14 protein-coding genes and 1 pseudogene are annotated in these 15942 nt (G+C 57.1%); 11 read left to right on the top strand and 4 right to left on the bottom strand.

Going from position 1 to position 15942, the window contains the following annotated elements; genetic code table 11:
* The first annotated feature begins 1 nt into the window (after position 1).
* Positions 2-3088 (top strand): conjugal transfer protein TraG N-terminal domain-containing protein, encoded by a 3087-nt coding sequence (locus tag DESPR_RS16865; protein ID WP_015722889.1) that lies wholly within the window; start codon positions 2-4, stop codon positions 3086-3088.
* A 24-nt stretch (positions 3089-3112) separates the two neighbouring features.
* Here DESPR_RS16865 and DESPR_RS18155 read toward each other — a convergent pair whose 3' ends face one another.
* Positions 3113-3385: a hypothetical protein gene (locus DESPR_RS18155; protein WP_015722888.1), complete on the bottom strand. Its 273-nt coding sequence runs from the start codon at positions 3383-3385 to the stop codon at positions 3113-3115.
* A 373-nt stretch (positions 3386-3758) separates the two neighbouring features.
* Between DESPR_RS18155 and DESPR_RS18850 the strand changes: the two genes are divergently transcribed.
* Positions 3759-4187: a lytic transglycosylase domain-containing protein gene (locus DESPR_RS18850; RefSeq protein WP_052302018.1), complete on the top strand. Its 429-nt coding sequence runs from the start codon at positions 3759-3761 to the stop codon at positions 4185-4187.
* 281 nt (positions 4188-4468) lie between these two features.
* Here the strand turns inward: DESPR_RS18850 and DESPR_RS00710 are convergent, their stop codons facing one another.
* Entirely contained in the window at positions 4469-4678 is a 210-nt protein-coding gene (locus tag DESPR_RS00710; protein ID WP_015722886.1) for a hypothetical protein, read from the bottom strand.
* Between the two features lie 624 nt (positions 4679-5302).
* On the opposite strand from DESPR_RS00710, the gene DESPR_RS00705 reads away from it, so the two are divergent.
* Positions 5303-5911, top strand: a complete 609-nt coding sequence (locus DESPR_RS00705) for a DUF6448 family protein (protein WP_015722885.1) — start codon at positions 5303-5305, stop codon at positions 5909-5911.
* Between the two features lie 148 nt (positions 5912-6059).
* Here DESPR_RS00705 and DESPR_RS18675 read toward each other — a convergent pair whose 3' ends face one another.
* Complete coding sequence (locus tag DESPR_RS18675; RefSeq protein ID WP_174262875.1) at positions 6060-6218, bottom strand: hypothetical protein; 159 nt, start codon at positions 6216-6218, stop codon at positions 6060-6062.
* Between the two features lie 208 nt (positions 6219-6426).
* Here DESPR_RS18675 and DESPR_RS18145 point away from each other — a divergent pair, with 208 nt between their 5' ends.
* Entirely contained in the window at positions 6427-6597 is a 171-nt protein-coding gene (locus tag DESPR_RS18145; RefSeq protein WP_169701486.1) for a DUF6088 family protein, read from the top strand.
* 139 nt (positions 6598-6736) lie between these two features.
* Here DESPR_RS18145 and DESPR_RS00700 read toward each other — a convergent pair whose 3' ends face one another.
* Positions 6737-6946, bottom strand: coding sequence for a hypothetical protein (locus tag DESPR_RS00700; RefSeq protein ID WP_015722884.1), 210 nt, complete (start codon positions 6944-6946; stop codon positions 6737-6739).
* Positions 6947-7339: 393 nt separating this feature from the next.
* Between DESPR_RS00700 and ric the strand changes: the two genes are divergently transcribed.
* The 7 genes and pseudogenes from ric to DESPR_RS00665 all read left to right on the top strand — a co-directional run bounded on the left by ric (position 7340) and on the right by DESPR_RS00665 (position 15713).
* Positions 7340-8053, top strand: a complete 714-nt coding sequence (gene ric, locus DESPR_RS00695; protein WP_015722883.1) for an iron-sulfur cluster repair di-iron protein — start codon at positions 7340-7342, stop codon at positions 8051-8053.
* 253 nt (positions 8054-8306) lie between these two features.
* Positions 8307-8540, top strand: coding sequence for a membrane protein (locus DESPR_RS00690; protein WP_015722882.1), 234 nt, complete (start codon positions 8307-8309; stop codon positions 8538-8540).
* Positions 8533-10938 carry a heavy metal translocating P-type ATPase gene (locus DESPR_RS00685; RefSeq protein WP_015722881.1) on the top strand — a complete coding sequence of 802 codons (2406 nt, stop codon included), beginning with the start codon at positions 8533-8535 and terminating at the stop codon, positions 10936-10938. The genes DESPR_RS00690 and DESPR_RS00685 overlap by 8 nt, the downstream gene beginning before the upstream one ends.
* Positions 10939-10960: 22 nt before the next feature.
* Positions 10961-11128: pseudogene (locus DESPR_RS00680) on the top strand (transposase); the annotation flags it as partial.
* A gap of 118 nt (positions 11129-11246) precedes the next feature.
* Positions 11247-12425 (top strand): SIR2 family protein, encoded by a 1179-nt coding sequence (locus DESPR_RS00675; protein WP_015722879.1) that lies wholly within the window; start codon positions 11247-11249, stop codon positions 12423-12425.
* Entirely contained in the window at positions 12422-14314 is a 1893-nt protein-coding gene (locus DESPR_RS00670) for an ATP-binding protein (RefSeq protein WP_015722878.1), read from the top strand. The genes DESPR_RS00675 and DESPR_RS00670 overlap by 4 nt, the downstream gene beginning before the upstream one ends.
* A 250-nt stretch (positions 14315-14564) precedes the next feature.
* Positions 14565-15713 (top strand): Shedu immune nuclease family protein, encoded by a 1149-nt coding sequence (locus tag DESPR_RS00665; RefSeq protein ID WP_015722877.1) that lies wholly within the window; start codon positions 14565-14567, stop codon positions 15711-15713.
* Positions 15714-15942 lie beyond the last annotated feature (229 nt).

The raw sequence follows: 15942 nt of genomic DNA, 5'->3' as shown, positions 1-15942 counted from the left end.
CATGATGCACAAGACAATTGCTCTGTTTCTGCTGGCGCTTCTCCTGCCACCCGAGGCCGCCCTGGCCCTGGACATGGAGTACTACACCTACGGCGGCTTCAACCCCATTGTCCAGGCGTTCACCCGGGTTGCCCTCATCTTCAGCGATGCCGGCTACCAGGGACTGATCACGGTGATGACCATCATGGGTGTACTCGCTGGTTCGGGCGCCTGGATCGCCCGGGCCGCCACCGGCGCGCGGGTCATCCCGCTCACCTGGACCGTGCCGGTCCTGTTCGGCGCGGTCGTCTACCTGGCCGTGTTCGTGCCCAAGGGCAGCCTCACCGTCTACGACCCGGTGCTCAACCGGTTCCAGACCGTGGGCGACCTGCCGGACGCCATTGTCTTCACCGCCGGCGCCCTCAACCTGATCGAGCGCGGCCTCGTCGACATCATAGACACCGCGGCCGCACCCGATGCCGCCTACAGCCGCACCGCCGGCGGCATCGGCTTCAAGGCCCTGGAAGCGGTCAAGGGCTCCACGCCCAAGAATAACCACGCCCGCACCTCCATGATCCGCTACGTCAAGGACTGCGTCACCTTCGAACTCATGCGGCCGGGCACCACCCTGTCGCTTGACGACCTGCGCAACACGAGTACCGATTTTCTCGCGAACCTCAGCCAGGCGGTCAACCCCTCCGTGTTCACGGTCTATTACGACAGTGCCCACCCCGAGGGCGCCACCATGAGCTGCACCCAGGCCTGGAACCAGCTGCGGCCCCTGTACGCCGCCACCAGCAACTATGGCGAGGCGATCCGCAAGGTCTGCAGCAAGGCCTACTTCGATCCGGACAACAGCGCCGAGCTGACCACCTGCCGCAACCTGATCAACGCGACCATGACCTTTGCCACCGGCACGGCCGTGCCGCCGGAGCGGCTCCTGCAGCAGCGGCAGATCGCCGAGATCCTCTACAGCTTCTACTTTCAGGACGATCCCGAGACTGCGGTGCTCATGGAGAGCGACCGGAGGATTACCGCCTCCGGTCTCGGTGTCGGCCTGACCATGAACGAGTGGATCCCGGTGATCCGCGCAATACTGACCGCCATCGCCATCGGCGTGATCCCCTTCCTGGTGCTGTTCCTGCCCACGCCGATCGTTGGCAAGGCCGCCTCGGTCCTGCTCGGCTTTTTCGTGTTCCTCTCCACCTGGGGTGTTACCGACGCGGTGATCCACGGCGCGGCCATGGACTATGCCGCGCGCGGGTTCGAGGAGGTGCGCCAGTCGAACCTGGGAGTGTACGCCCTGGCCGCCCTGCCCTCGGTCTCGACCAAGATGCTGGCCATGTTCGGGGTGATCCGCTCCGCCGGCATCATGCTCGCCAGCCTGTTCTCGATGATGCTCATCCGGTTCGGCGGCCATGCCCTGGCCATGCTGGCCGGCAACCTGAGCGCCATTGTCCAGGGCGCGGGCAGTCATGCCGGCGGGCTGCTCACCCCGGAGGGTCTCTCCGGGGCGATGCAGCAGCAGGTCCGCGCCGCCGGTCTGCTGGACGGCATGGCCGAGCACCGGTTCGCCAACCTCGCCGCGGCTTCGGCCTGGAGCCTGCACAAATCCGTGGGCAGCCACACCGCGGCCATGAACGCCCGCGCCAGTCTGCAGCAGTCCGGTGAGGTGCCCGCGGGCGCCTCCCAGGGCGAGTTCGCCACCATGATGGCCTCGGCCAACCAGCAGGTGGGCACGGCCAGCGGACCGGTGAGTGTCGCCACCGGGCCGGATGGCAGCCTCACCCGTTCACGGGCGGAGCGGGTCAATGCGGATGGCTCCTCCAGCGTCATCCTGCGCGGGGCGGGCGGCGCCGGCACCCGGGAGGACACCCTGGCCGCGGGCAAGGCCGCCTATGCGGTGGACAGCGCGGGCCACCACACCACCACCCAGGCCTCGGTGCATGGCCTCGACCCGGTGCGGGTGGGGGCCATGGCCGTGCGTCAGAAGGTGGTCGGTGCCGCCCACAGTCTCGGCAGCGACAGCAACTGGGGCATGCTCTGGCAGCAGGTGCAGCGCGACAGCCTCTCCGGCGGGGTCAACCGCAGCTACGGCGATACGCTCAACAACAGCCTCTCCAGCAACTGGCGGCGGGCGTTCAACGATCAGTCGAGTTTTATGCACTCGCTGGATGAAATCCAAAGAACCCAACTACAAAGCGCGTTGGGTGTCGGAGGCAAAATCATTGGAGCAAACCTTGGCGCCAGCGGCCAATTGACAGTCATAGGGGGTGATGGTGAACGAGTCAGTTTCAATGTCTCCGAAGACACGGCCAAGGCCTTTGCCCGCGACGAAGCCAGGGTCCGCTCCGAGGCAGTGGCGCAGACTTTCAGCGATGGCCGTGGCCTGGATTACCTGGCCAACGTGGCCAAGCGCATCGGCGCCACCGAGGCCTACTCCATCCTCGACGAGGCTCGGGAGATCAACCGCGCGCAGGAGTCCTACGGTGCGGACTTGACCACCGCCCTCATCAGGAACTACGCCCGGGAACGCTACGGCGAGGAGACCCCGGAAACGATCCGCAAGACCATCAGCGACTTCAACAGCTATGTTACCCGGCAAGGCCCGGCCGGCGTCAACACCATGCAGGATATCGTCAGCGGCTTTGTCAGCGGCCACGGTTACGGTTGGGGTTCCACCGGTGCGGAGGTGCAGAGTGCCATCCAGCAGGCCAGGGGCCGGATGCACGATCAGGAGATGATGAAGGGATATGTCGAGCAGGCGGCCGGGACCGCTACCGCCAAGACCGGCTGGATCAACGAGGGGAACCTGCAGGGCAAGGAACCGCATCCGGTGCCGATGCGTGAGCCCAATGGGAAACAAACCATCACTGACGCGGACAGTCTGCGCAGCGTCAACCGGTACGAGGAGTCGGGCAGGGGCAGGATACGAACCAACGCCAAGGGCATGGCGGCCGAGGGCGTTGGCAAGGTCTTCAAGGGGGTGGTGGACAGTGAGGGGAAAAGGCCGACCTCCGAGGGCTTTTTTACAGCCCCGGCAGAGCGAGTGTCAGGGCCTGAGGACAGTCAGCCCGGTCCTGTGATTGAAATCCACAAGAAGAAGTGAACCGTTCTGTCATGAAAAAACAGCTTACTTATCCCAATGATAGATATTGCCCTGATACATGCGCCAAGACGGACAAACTTCAGGCTCTTCTTCAATAAAAGGAAAAGGATGCCCGCCGAGAGGTGTGGGGTGCGAACTCCAGGACGCTACTACCTTGTCGATGACGCGCCTTGCGGAAAAAGGTCGTATCGGCTGCGACTCGTCCAGCAACTTGCCGCATGCTCGGCAGATGGCATCGTCCTCGGAGGCAGCACCGCAATGCGGGCAGATGGTGGTCCAGTTGGCATCGGCAGCCATAGCCTCTCCTCCCCAGCGATTGGGCAAACCAGCGGGCTCCTGACCTGTTCACGGGTCGAGCCTTTGTCGATGGCGAATGCTTAGCACTTTTCGACAAAAAGTCAAATCAGCAGAAGGTCCGGGCACGGCCAGGCAGAGGCAGGGTGGCCCCGGTTGGCAGACGGGCGAGTGGCAGACGCGAGGCCTTGTTCCTGTGGTGCTCCTGCTCGTCGCCACCCTCCTCTGGCCTGCCCAGGCACCCGCAACGGTCTGTGCCTCCATGGACAGGAACGGAGCAATCCACTATGTGCCGGCCAGGAACAATCTTCCCCACCAACCTGGATGCTCGACGCGACGACCACGGCCGCACTCCCTGTCCGGCAGACCGAACGCATTGGCAAAGGCGACCGTCTCGCGGGCTAACGACCATCCGGCCGCCAGGTCGCTGCAGGACTCCATCGAGTCTGTTGCCACGGAACACGGGGTCGATCCGCTGCTCGTCAAGGCGGTGATCAAGACGGAATCGAACTTCGATCCCGAAGCCGTGTCCGCCAGGGGCGCCCTGGGCCTGATGCAGCTCATGCCGGCCACAGCCCGGGAACTTCGGGTGGCCAACCCGCTCGATCCCCTGGAAAACGTCACCGGCGGCACCAGGTACCTGCGTACCCTGCTCGACAGCTACGACGGCAACGTGGCCCTCAGCCTGGCCGCCTACAACGCCGGCCCGGGCCGGGTCAAAGACGCCATCCCCAACATCCCCGAAACCAGAACCTATGTGGCCAGGGTGCTGCGCCACTATGCCTCTTACCGCCAGGCCAGGTAAAACTGCGCCTTCCGCTGCGATCTCGCTCGCACCACGGCCTCGCCGCCACCGCCAAAGCGGTCTCAACTACGGCCGAGAAGAGGAGATTCCGGGGAGCACCCGTCACACCGACCTTAGCTCTTCGTCCTTTGATCCTCACCCACACCCCGCTTGGCCGATGCTCCCTCGGGTCGCTTACTAGGGGAATCCCCCAGCCCCCCATCGCCAACCGCTCCGCTGCCACAAAAAAAGCCCGGAGCCAAGTCATGGTCTCCAGGCAGGATGATCGGGTCAACGGGCAATTACTCCGCCGGTTTCTCGGGTTGCTCTCCCGCTTCCACCATGGCCATGAGTTCGCCCTGCAGCTGCTCGTCGTTCACGAGCTTAATGGCGAGCGCATGACACAGGGCGATTGCAAAGCCCTGCAGGTTCTGCGCCTGCACATCCACGGTGACTTCCCCATCGGACGAGGCCTCGAGGATCAGGGCTGCCTGGTTTTCTTTCAGATCCATGTCTGCGCTCTGCTTCAATTTTTGTTTTTTTTATACATTTATCAACGAGATAACTTCAAAGCCACTTCTCTCGTCCAGCCCTCGTCGCCAGCACCACGTTGGACAGCGATCTCTCGTACACCGTATCCTCTCCCGATATCCACTCCCGATGACAAGGAACCAAGCAAATGAGGCTGGGAACCCGGCCATCCAGAGACACTGGGAACAGCCAACAATATTCATTATTCCGCAATATTGACTGAACAGAGTGTCGTCATGGGTCACCTTGACTCGTATCCTTCAACGTGGTAGACAATTACAGAGCGTTGCCCTGGGCGCTCAGTTCAGAAGGCGCACGGCACCTGCGGGCTAATTCAACAGTCCACTGGTTCAAAGAAAAGACGGCCACCATTTTCCTCTCCGAGCCCTGCCAACGGCCCTGATGGTAGTGACTGCGAAGCGGTCGAACACTCTTCGCACCAGCAGGAGGTCTCTATACCCCCCCTCACCAAGTAGCAACTAACTGCGCTTGAAGACGACCTGCACAAGGATATTTACCTCGAGAACATCCTCTTTCTAAAAGCTGCATCACGCTGACCGGGGGCATGGGGCCACCGGCGTTAGAACACCCAAAGGAGAAAGCCCATGAACAGACAAGTAAAAAAATCAATGGCACTGGTTTCGACCATTTTCCTGCTTGCGGGGGCGGTGACGCTGCCCGGACAAGCCAGGGCTCATTGTGATACCCTTGACGGACCGGTCATCGCTGACGCACGGACAGCCTTGGATCAAGGCGACATCACCCCGATCCTCAAATGGGTATCTGCTGAGGATGAAAAGGTTGTTCGCGCCGCGTACGATCAGGCTCAGGTAGTACGCAAGCAGAGCACCGAGGCCAAAGCTTTGGCCGACATGTACTTTTTTGAAACCCTGGTGCGCATCCATCGCGCCGGTGAAGGAGCGCCTTATACCGGGCTGAAACCGGGGACAGCGGTTGACCCGGCCGTCGCGCTGGCCGACCAAGCCTTGGCGAGCGGCTCGGTCGATAAACTGGTTGAGGTGCTGACCGGCGCCATGGCCAAGGGCATTCGTGAGAAATTCACCCAGGCCCACGAGAAGCAGCAACATGCGAAAGACAGTGTTGCGTCAGGTCGTGAGTTTGTCGAATCCTATGTAGGTTTCACCCATTACGTGGAAGGTTTGCACGGCCTGATCAAAAGCGAGGCGGCCCATCACGGCGGTGATGCCCATTAAATGGTTGGCAGCAGATCCTGTCCTGTAACGGTCTCTCTTTACTAGCGAACCTCAGCCAGCATCAAAGGGGCCGTTTCTCAACCGACCACTGGAGAAAGCCCGGAGCCAAGTCCTGGTCTCCGGGCAAGATTATCGGGGCAACGGGTAATCATTCCGCCGTTTTCTCGGGTTGCTCACCCGCCTCCAGCGTGTCCATCAGTTCGTCCTGCAGTTGCGCATCGTGCATGAGCTTCATTTCCCGAGCGAATGAAGCGTAGAGCGCTGGCAAAGGTTCCTGATCAAAAAATTTGCCAACGATTCCGGCCACACCTCCACGGCATCGGCAGGAAGGTGCAATTGCCTCGCGGCATTCGCTGGCTGAGTTGATGCACAGGGTAAGGAAGTGGGCAAACCAGTCGCCACGGCGTCATTCTTGACACAAAAAAGTGTGTCTATTTGTGTCAGGAACCCCATGGAAACATCGAAAAAAATATCGATAACAAAGTAGTTAGTCGCATCCAGGGCCATGGCAGGGGGTGGTATTCACTCCGAACCACTTCAAGGATCTCGCCAGTCGTGACGCCGTTGCCTCGGCCCTCAAGCGCCACAAGCAGTCCGGGCTGATTCTCCAGTTTGCCCGAGGCGCCTGCGATTACCCTAAAATCGATCCCGAGTTGGGGCCCCTCGAGCCGCCCACCGACGACTGAGTGCGTTGGCAGTCAAGGATTCCATGCGATCGCGGCCAGTGAATCCAAAGGAATCCGGCCAGGCATCGAGGAAGGTGACGCGGAGAAGCCCGGAGTCAGATCATGGCCTCCGGGCTGGATTATCGAGAAAACGGGGCAATCAGTCTGCCGGTTTCTCGGGCTTTTCCTCCGCCTCCAGCATGTCCATCAGTTCGCCCTGCAGCTGCTCGTCGTTCATGAGCTTCATGGCGAGCGCATGACACAGGGCGCTGGCAAAGCCCTGCAGGTTCAGCGCCTGCACATCCACGGTGATTTCCCCTTCGGCCGAGGCCTGGAGGATCAGGGCCGCCTGGTTTTCTTTCAGTTCCATGTCCGTACTCCGTTCTTTGTTTTTTTTAAGCGTATCAAAAAGATACCTCGAAGGCGGCTTCGCTCGTCCTCCTTGCTTCCAGCACCCCGCTGGACAGTGATCCCTCTTACTCCACATCCACACCCAATGACAAGGAACCAAGACCAAGCGGCTGGGAACCCGCCTCTCTAGAGGCTACGGGGCAACTGAATAATGTTTTTTATTCCGGTATATTGACCGAACATGACGCCTCCATGGGTCACCTTGACTCGCATCCTTCAACGTGGTAGACAACAATAGGGCGTCTCTTTGAGCGCTCAGCCCACCACGCGCACGGCACCTGCGGATCACACCAGCGATCCACTGATTCGCCATCGCCGAGCGATCAAGCACCACCTGCACCAGGAGGTCACCATGCTCCCCACACCCATTGAAACAGCCACCATCGGCTCCATTGTCGCCGCCGATTACCGGACAGCCAAGGTGTTCGAAGCCAGGGGCATCGATTTCTGCTGCGGCGGCAAGATCCCGCTGGCAACGGCCTGCGCCCAGATCGGGCTCGATCTGGCGCTCATCATGCGGGAATTGGAAGCGGTGCAGAACGAGCCAGGCAACCGCAGTGAAAACTACGGCGCCTGGTCGCTCTCGTTTCTCGCCGACTACATCGTCAACACCCACCACGTGTATCTGCGGGAGAATGACGAGCAGATCGCGGCCTATGCCCGCAAGATAGCCGGGGTGCATGGCGCCAACCATCCCGAGGTGCTGGAGATAGCCGATCTCTTCGCCAGGATCGCCGCTGACCTGACCGCCCATCTCAAGGAAGAGGAGGAGGTCTTCTTTCCGGCAGTCAAGCGGGCGGAGGCGGCCAGTGCCTCCGGCCTCGAACCGGCGGCCGGGGATAGGGAAACCATTCGCACTTCCCTGGAGCGGCTGCACCGGGAACATGAAGAGGTCGGCGAGGCTGTCCACGCCATCCGCCAGCTGGCCAAGGACTACGCCATCCCGAGCGATGCCTGCAACACCTTTATGGTCACCTATCAAAAACTCAATGAATTCGAGGACGACCTGCACAAGCACGTGCACCTCGAGAACAACATCCTCTTTCCCAAGGCTGCAGAGTTGTAATTCCGATTCTCCGGGCATTCCTGGTTCAGGCAACGTTTCTGATCAATCCGCTCGGCAGCCGAATGAACCAAGGTGTGGTATCCTGCACAGGAGGCCTGAAAATCGGAGGCGTGCCGATTTTCGGGCTCGTGGGAGTCAGGATTGCCTAACCGTTGTTCCTGAGTTGGACCGCAGACGCCACAAAAACCGGGCACAAGAATTCTCATGTCCGTCGTCACCAGGAACGAGCATTCGAGACATGGAGGACAGGACAATGTTACGAAACAACATGATGCTGTATGGAAACACCATGTGGGCCGGGCACTGGCTGTGGATGCTGGTGATTGCCATCGCGGTGGTGGTGCCTGCCTGGCGTATTTGCCGGCGGACAGGTTTCCCCGGATGGCTGGGCCTGCTGGCCGTGGTTCCCTTTGCCAACCTCGTTCTCCTCTATTTCATCGCTTTTGCCGACTGGCCGGCAGACAAGAGGGGAGGTCACAATGGCTGACCACCGACACGACGGTCACCACAACCATCACGACCATCACGACCACGAAACTTCCGGCGAACACGCCGTCAAGGACCCGGTCTGCGGCATGTCGGTGGACCCGCATACCGCGGAACAGAGAAGCCAGCACGGTGGCACAACCTGGTACTTCTGCTCCTCAGGCTGCAAGTCCCGCTTCGATGCAAACCCGGAGCAGTACCTCGGTGACGAGCAGAAGCGAGAAAAACCGGTGGCGCCGGATGCCATGTACACCTGCCCCATGCATCCGGAAATTCGCCAACAGGGCCCCGGTGATTGCCCCATCTGCGGCATGGCCCTGGAACCGGAGCAGGTGAGCCTGGATGACGAGCCATCCGCGGAACTCGAGGACATGACGCGCCGATTACGGATCGGACTGGTCCTGGCCCTGCCGGTCCTGGTGCTTGAAATGGGCAGCCATCTCACCGGGCTCGGGCACATTGTGGCCCCACAACTGTCCAACTGGATTCAACTGGTGCTGGCGACGCCGGTCGTACTCTGGTGCGGTTGGCCCTTCTTTGTCCGGGCCTGGAAATCCGTGGTCAATCGGCATCTGAACATGTTCACGCTGATTGCCCTCGGCACCGGTGTCGCCCTGATCTACAGCCTGGTGGCCACCCTGGCGCCGCAGGTCTTCCCGGATGCCTTCCGGCAGGACGGTGGTTCGGTTGCCGTGTATTTCGAGTCTGCAGCGGTCATCGTGGTCCTGGTGCTGCTTGGGCAGGTGCTGGAGTTGCGGGCGCGCGAGAAAACCTCCGGCGCCATCAGGGCTCTCTTGGACCTCGCCCCGGCGATGGCCAGGAAACTGGATGACCAGGGCGGCGAGGCCGATGTCCCGCTGGATCAGGTCAAGGTCGGCGATCGCCTGCGGGTTCGCCCGGGAGACAAGGTGCCGCTGGACGGCGAGGTGCTTGAAGGCAGCTCCCATGTGGATGAATCCATGGTGACCGGTGAGCCCCTGGCGGTCGGCAAGAAATCCGGCGACCATGTGATCGGCGGCAGCATCAACCAGCAGGGCAGCTTTCTCATGCGGGCCGACAAGGTCGGCAAGGACACCATGCTGTCCCAGATCGTGCAGATGGTGGCCAGTGCCCAGCGCAGCCGCGCACCGATCCAGGGGGTGGCCGACAAGGTGGCGGGGTACTTTGTGCCGGCCGTGATCGTGATCGCCCTCATCGCCTTTTTCGCCTGGTCGTTGTTCGGCCCGACACCGGCCATGACCTTCGGCCTGATCGCTGCGGTGAGCGTACTGATCATCGCCTGCCCGTGTGCGTTGGGGCTGGCAACGCCCATGTCCATCATGGTCGGTGTCGGGCGAGGCGCCCAGAGCGGTGTTCTCATCCGCGACGCGGAAGCCCTGGAGCGCATGGAAAAGGTGGATACCGTGGTGGTGGACAAAACCGGTACCCTGACCGAGGGCAAGCCCCGGGTCACCACGCTTGTTCCGGCCGAGGGGTTCAGCGAGGAAGAATTGATGCGGCTTGCCGGCGGCCTGGAGAAGGGCAGTGAGCACCCGCTGGCCCACGCCATTCTCGAAAAGGCCGATGCCATGGAGCTGACCTTACCGGATGCCGAGGACTTTGATTCCCCGAACGGCAAGGGGGTGACCGGAAGCATTGAAGGTCAGCGGGTGCTGCTTGGCAATCGCCTGTTGATGGAAGCGGAAGGAGTCGAGACGGCAGACTTTGCGGATGCGGCCGACGAACTGCGAAGGGACGGGGCCACGGTGATCTTTGCCGCAGTGAACGGCAAGGTCTGCGGCCTGCTTGCCATTGCCGATCCGGTCAAGGCAACCACGGAAGCGGCCCTTGCCGCCCTGCAAAAAGAGGGCATCCGGGTGGTCATGCTCACCGGCGACAACCGCACTTCGGCGGAAGCGGTTGCCCGCAAACTGCCTATTGATGCCGTTGAAGCGGAAGTCTTGCCCGAAGACAAAGGAAAGGTTGTTCAGCGCCTGAAGGACGAGGGGCGCGTGGTGGTCATGGCCGGTGACGGGGTCAACGATGCTCCGGCTCTGGCCACGGCGGATGTGGGCGTGGCCATGGGTACGGGGACCGATGTCGCCATCGAAAGTGCCGGTATCACGCTGTTGCGAGGGGACCTAATGGGTCTTGTGGAAGCGCGGCAGCTTTCTCTCGCAACGATGCGCAATATCCGGCAGAACCTGTTTTTCGCCTTCGTGTACAACTCGGTCGGTGTTCCTGTCGCGGCAGGTCTTTTGTACCCGTTTTTCGGAATACTCCTGAGCCCGATTTTTGCCGCGGCGGCCATGTCTCTATCCTCGGTCAGCGTCATTATGAATGCGCTGCGCCTGAGAGGTGGCTGCGGAAAATTGGACAAGCCGTTAAGTGGAAAATCTGCTACCCGTAACGCCCTGTGAAGGGCACAATAAGGAGCAGAACATGGCAAAAGGAACGAGACGGAACCATTCAGCGGCCTTCAAGGCGAAGGTGGCTCTGGAAGCCATTGTCGGTGAGAAGACTCTCGGCGAATTGGCGCAGCACTACGAGGTCCATCCGACCCAGATCACGACCTGGAAGCGGCAGCTCACCGAGAGTGCCGCCGGTGTCCAGTTAGGCCAAACCCAAAATCCATCAATCACGAACGGATAATCCAGAAAAGCTGAATGATAGCTGGAAACCGGACAATAATTTGTTCTGCTGCAACAAAAAAGGAGATTCAAAGCACATGGACCCAGTAACAAAGGACACTCTATCCCAGCTCGACAATCTCTTGGCAGCAAGTAATCAATCGTGGCTGTTCGGTGCAGGAATCAGCCTCGGTGCTGGAATTCCTTTGATGTGGCCGCTGACCGATCGGGTATTCACGAGGGCAAAAGACGAGGGGGAACCGAATGACATCAAAGTTCTCGAGTTCGTAAAGAGCCAGCTTCCTGACGATTCGCATATCGAGCACATCTTGAGTCAGCTCGGAGATCACCGCGCGATCGCCGACCGCTCAAAGGACAAGAAGGTCGCCTTCGACGCTATTTCTCTATCATTGGATGACCTTGATGGTCTTCACCAAAGAATTCTGACATGGATTGCTGAGACCATTCGATGGGGTTACAAACCTGCTCAGCCTGGGGGAATTTCTGAGGAAATAGGGACGGATAGGCACCGTATTGTCGTTATCGATGACCATTTAGCATTCGTCTCTGCCCTCTTCAATAGAAGCCAAGCTGGAATCGCAGAACGACGGAGAGCGGTCCGATTATTTACCACCAACTATGACACTCTCCTCGAAGACGCCCTTTCACTTGGAGGCTTCTCGTATTGGGACGGCTTCTCTGGCGGCGCGGTCGCATATCGCAGCCATCGTTACGGCGACGAAGAGCCAAATCTCAGAGATCGTGCGCATGTAATCAAACTTCACGGGTCGATCGACTGGCACTTAGGAGAAGATGACCGAGTCTGGCGCGTCCGCGACGGAGATCTCTATCCAAAGAAGGTTTCTCGGGTTCTAATTTACCCGCAATCCACAAAATACCTCGCGACTCAGAGGGATCCATTTGCAGCCCAATTTGATCTATTCCGGCGTTCACTTGGGGCACGGGAGGAAAATGTTCTCGCAACATGTGGATACAGCTTCGGGGACGAGCACATAAACCAGGAAATTGAATTGACGCTTCAACGTCCGGAGAACAAAACAACGGTTCTCTCCTTTACTCAGAAACTCAATCCGAATCTCGAAAGGTGGAGGACCGGTCCGTGGGGTAAACGTGTCTATGTCATCTCGGAGGATGGCGTGTATGTTGGTGCAGACGGACCTCAAGCACCTCCGGTTTCTGGATCAAAACGAGATTGGTGGACGTTTTCTGGCGTGACCAAAATGCTAAACTGTGGAGCGGAAGCGTGTGCGCTATGAATACGTTTGAACTTATTCCGGACCTGAAGATTGGGCACATCGTCGAAGTGTCCGGAACTACCATTCGGGTAGAGTTATCAGGAGATGTCACGGAGCTCACTCGAACCTTTGAGGGGAGAGTTTATCCCATCGGTCAGATCGGTAGCATCGTAAAAGTTCATTTTGGAAGGCGCTTGGTCTTCGGTTTCGTGACGCTACTAAGAATGAGGTCTGAGGATCTCCTTGAGATTACAAAGCCTATTCCACCAGATGCCGATCAACGGTTAATGGAAGTCGAATTGTTTGCGGAAGGTATATGGAATGTAGCAGACCAAAAGCTCCGGTTCGTTCGAGGTGTGACGACCTACCCGCTACCCCGTCAAAGTGTGCATCTGCTTACTCGCGAGGAGACTACTCAGATATATTCGGCTGCTGAAGGGCAACAGAATCACGGAGAATATAGTCCGCTCGTTCCATTTGCTCATTACGTTGGAGCAGACAATGCACTCTGTCGGGCAAACGTGGATAAAATGCTGGGCATGCATTGCGCGGTGCTCGGTTCAACAGGTTCGGGAAAGTCTGGTGCGGTTGCCGCTTTGCTTCACAGCATGCTGGAGCACACCCCTGTACCGGATGCAGTCTGCCACCCGAGAATTCTAATAATTGATCCGCATGGGGAATACGGCCACGCATTCAAGAAACGTGCGATCATTTATCGTGCTTACGACCCGCTTGGAAACGAAGAGACGACTGGAACTCCGATAAGCCTTCCCTATTGGCTCATGTCGGCTGACGAGTTCAGACGGCTTGTAATCGGTAAAACCGAGCATGAGGCAACTTCACAGAACAACGTAATTTACAAAGCGTTGACCCATGCACGGATGGTGGCATTCGATTTGGTTGATCCCGCTCCGACCACCTACGACGTGCCCATTCCAGCAGATGGCGGTGATCCCGATACTCCTCGTCCGAAAGCTGGTGTCAGCATAGAACAACTGATCGAATTTGATCGAGATAAGCCGCGCTGTTTTAGTTTGGAAGAACTCAAAAATCACATTGAATTCCTTCAAGCAGCTCGAATGAAGAAAAATACTCAGAACACAGAAAAGGTTCCTCCTGGTGATTTTGCAAAGGACTTCAAATCGATTTTAGACAAACTATCAATGCTCCGTCGTGATCCGCGGATTCAGTTTATGATGAAGGAGTGGAACGAACAGAGCCATTCACTTGAGCATATTATCGCCCAGTTGGTCGGACAGATCCAAGGTGAGGGAGGCGTAGATCAAGACATTCGTATTTTGGATATTTCGGGTCTTCCAAATGAAGTCGCCGGTCCACTTGCTGCCATGTTGGCTCGCCTGTTGTTTCAGTATAAAGTTTACCAAACAACGGAGGAAAGACGGCGCGATCCAGTCGTCTTTGTGTGTGAAGAGGCTCATCGATATGTCCCCGACAGAGGGGAGGCTGAGTATGCAGCGGCTCAAACCGCGATCCGAAGGATAGCTCGTGAAGGGCGGAAATACGGTATTGGCCTCATGCTCGTGAGTCAGCGCCCTGCCGATATAGAAAGTACAGTGATTTCACAATGTGGCACATGGCTCGTTCTTCGGCTTACAAACGCAGCGGATCAACAGCACGTCTCTCGTTTCTTGCCAGATGGATTGTCAGGCATGACAAAAGTACTGCCGAATCTCGCTCAACAGGAGGCTATCTTCGTTGGCGAAGGTGCTGCAATGCCCGCACGAGTTCGAATTCGAAATCTCGAAGAGGACCAATTGCCTAAATCGGAGACGGCAAAGTTCGCAAAGGGTTGGACTCTTGATCGGCTTACCGAAGCGGAGATTGCTGCAGTCGCTAACCGAATGGCAGGAGAAGTAATGACCACCCCAGGTGGACAAGTGGGCGTCTAAAAGCTTTGGTCTGATTGGCCTTCGAGTTGTGGGAATCAGAGAAGGGCCGAAAAAATCGCTGCACTGGATATTTGCCCCGCTGCGCTCCGTAAAAATCAGTGAGTTCAATCGTCAGGAGTCAAAATCGACAAAAGTGAAAAAAGGCTATGGCGAGACAGAACGATGCTGTTGGGGTTCGTTTCTCACCCCAACCTACCGGACTCCCGTAATTGCTACAGAGCGCGGTTTTGTAAAGATATAGGAGGAAACCTTGCCGACAGACCATGCTGGGAATATTACAAAAAAAACTTCCGAATCCGAGAAAAACCCAGAAGACAGAATAGAAAAACTTGATCTCAGCAAGTGGAAAGAAAAGGAGCGCCAGTTTGTCTTGGATCTTGCCGATGTATTGACAAATCCATCACCGAAGCGAATCCTGGAACATGTAGACCTCGCTCGCCGAGCTCCCTCTGGTATTTATGATGATTTTTATCTTGAAATGCCAAGCATCTATTCGCTTGTCATATATGGGGAGACTGGCATTCGAGAACTGCTGGAATTGGGACTAGAGGGAGAGTACTGGGTCCCGCACATCTTGATATCGGTGGCATTGTCCCGATGGAATGAAATTTGCGGAATACTTAGATTCACTCAAGCTTACCTCGAAGATGATGCATATGAGAACCTTCAAAATAGCGTTACCAGTTTAAGTACCCAGCAGCACCTTCCTGCTTATGCGGAAAGTGCACTGACAAGTATTGTGCATGCATTTCTTTCAGATCCAGAGCAACGGCATAAACTTGTTGCCATTTTTATGAGTTCAAAAATGGCTAAAAGGGGCGATGATGGTCCATCAGGCATTGATATAGTGCTTAAGGCCATTTCCAGAGGGACGCTAAGAATTAGTGAACCGATATGTGACGAGCTTGAAAGTTTGATAGCAAAAAACAGGCCAGAGAGTGAGTGTCAGCAGTTTTTTGAAAAAAACCCAGCATTAATTGACCCACTTGCTTCTTCAATAGTAGATCGTCAATATCTTGGGGCAGAGTGGAAAACAGACTTTGTTATACGACGCCTTGATGACGAGTATATTTTCGTTGAAATAGAAAAACCACAGGACCAACCATGTACAGGATACCCTCATCCATCAGGTGCATTGTCACATGCAATTGGGCAAATTCTGAATTGGTTTGTGTGGATAGAAGACAATATTGCCTATGCTCAATCTCACGGATTTCCTGGAATTCACACGCCAAAGGGTGTAGTGGTCATTGGGCGAAAGGCTGGAATGAATAGTACACAGCTGAGAGTTCTTAAATCATTTAATGATAACTTATACCCTCGCATAAACATTATGACATATGATGATGTTCTGCTTAATGCAAGGAATATTCTACATAATCTTACAGATGGCCTGTAAGACACCTATTATAAATAAAAAATTGTGAAATAGTGGGCAAATCTATTTTAGTTCATGGTGAAAGTTCATATAACTCCAGTTCACATTAATTTAGAAACCGTCCATCCCTATATCCTCATAGACTTGAAAAAAAGACTTCGCAATACGTCAAATTAAAAATTTTATCGTAATTGAAAAATGATGTGGACTAAATAATAAATAGAATTGATAAACCCTACCTCTGGAGGAC

The sequence above is a fragment of the Desulfobulbus propionicus DSM 2032 genome, from assembly GCF_000186885.1.
Classification (GTDB): Bacteria; Desulfobacterota; Desulfobulbia; order Desulfobulbales; family Desulfobulbaceae; genus Desulfobulbus; species Desulfobulbus propionicus.
This window is presented reverse-complemented; position numbering and strand designations above follow the sequence as displayed.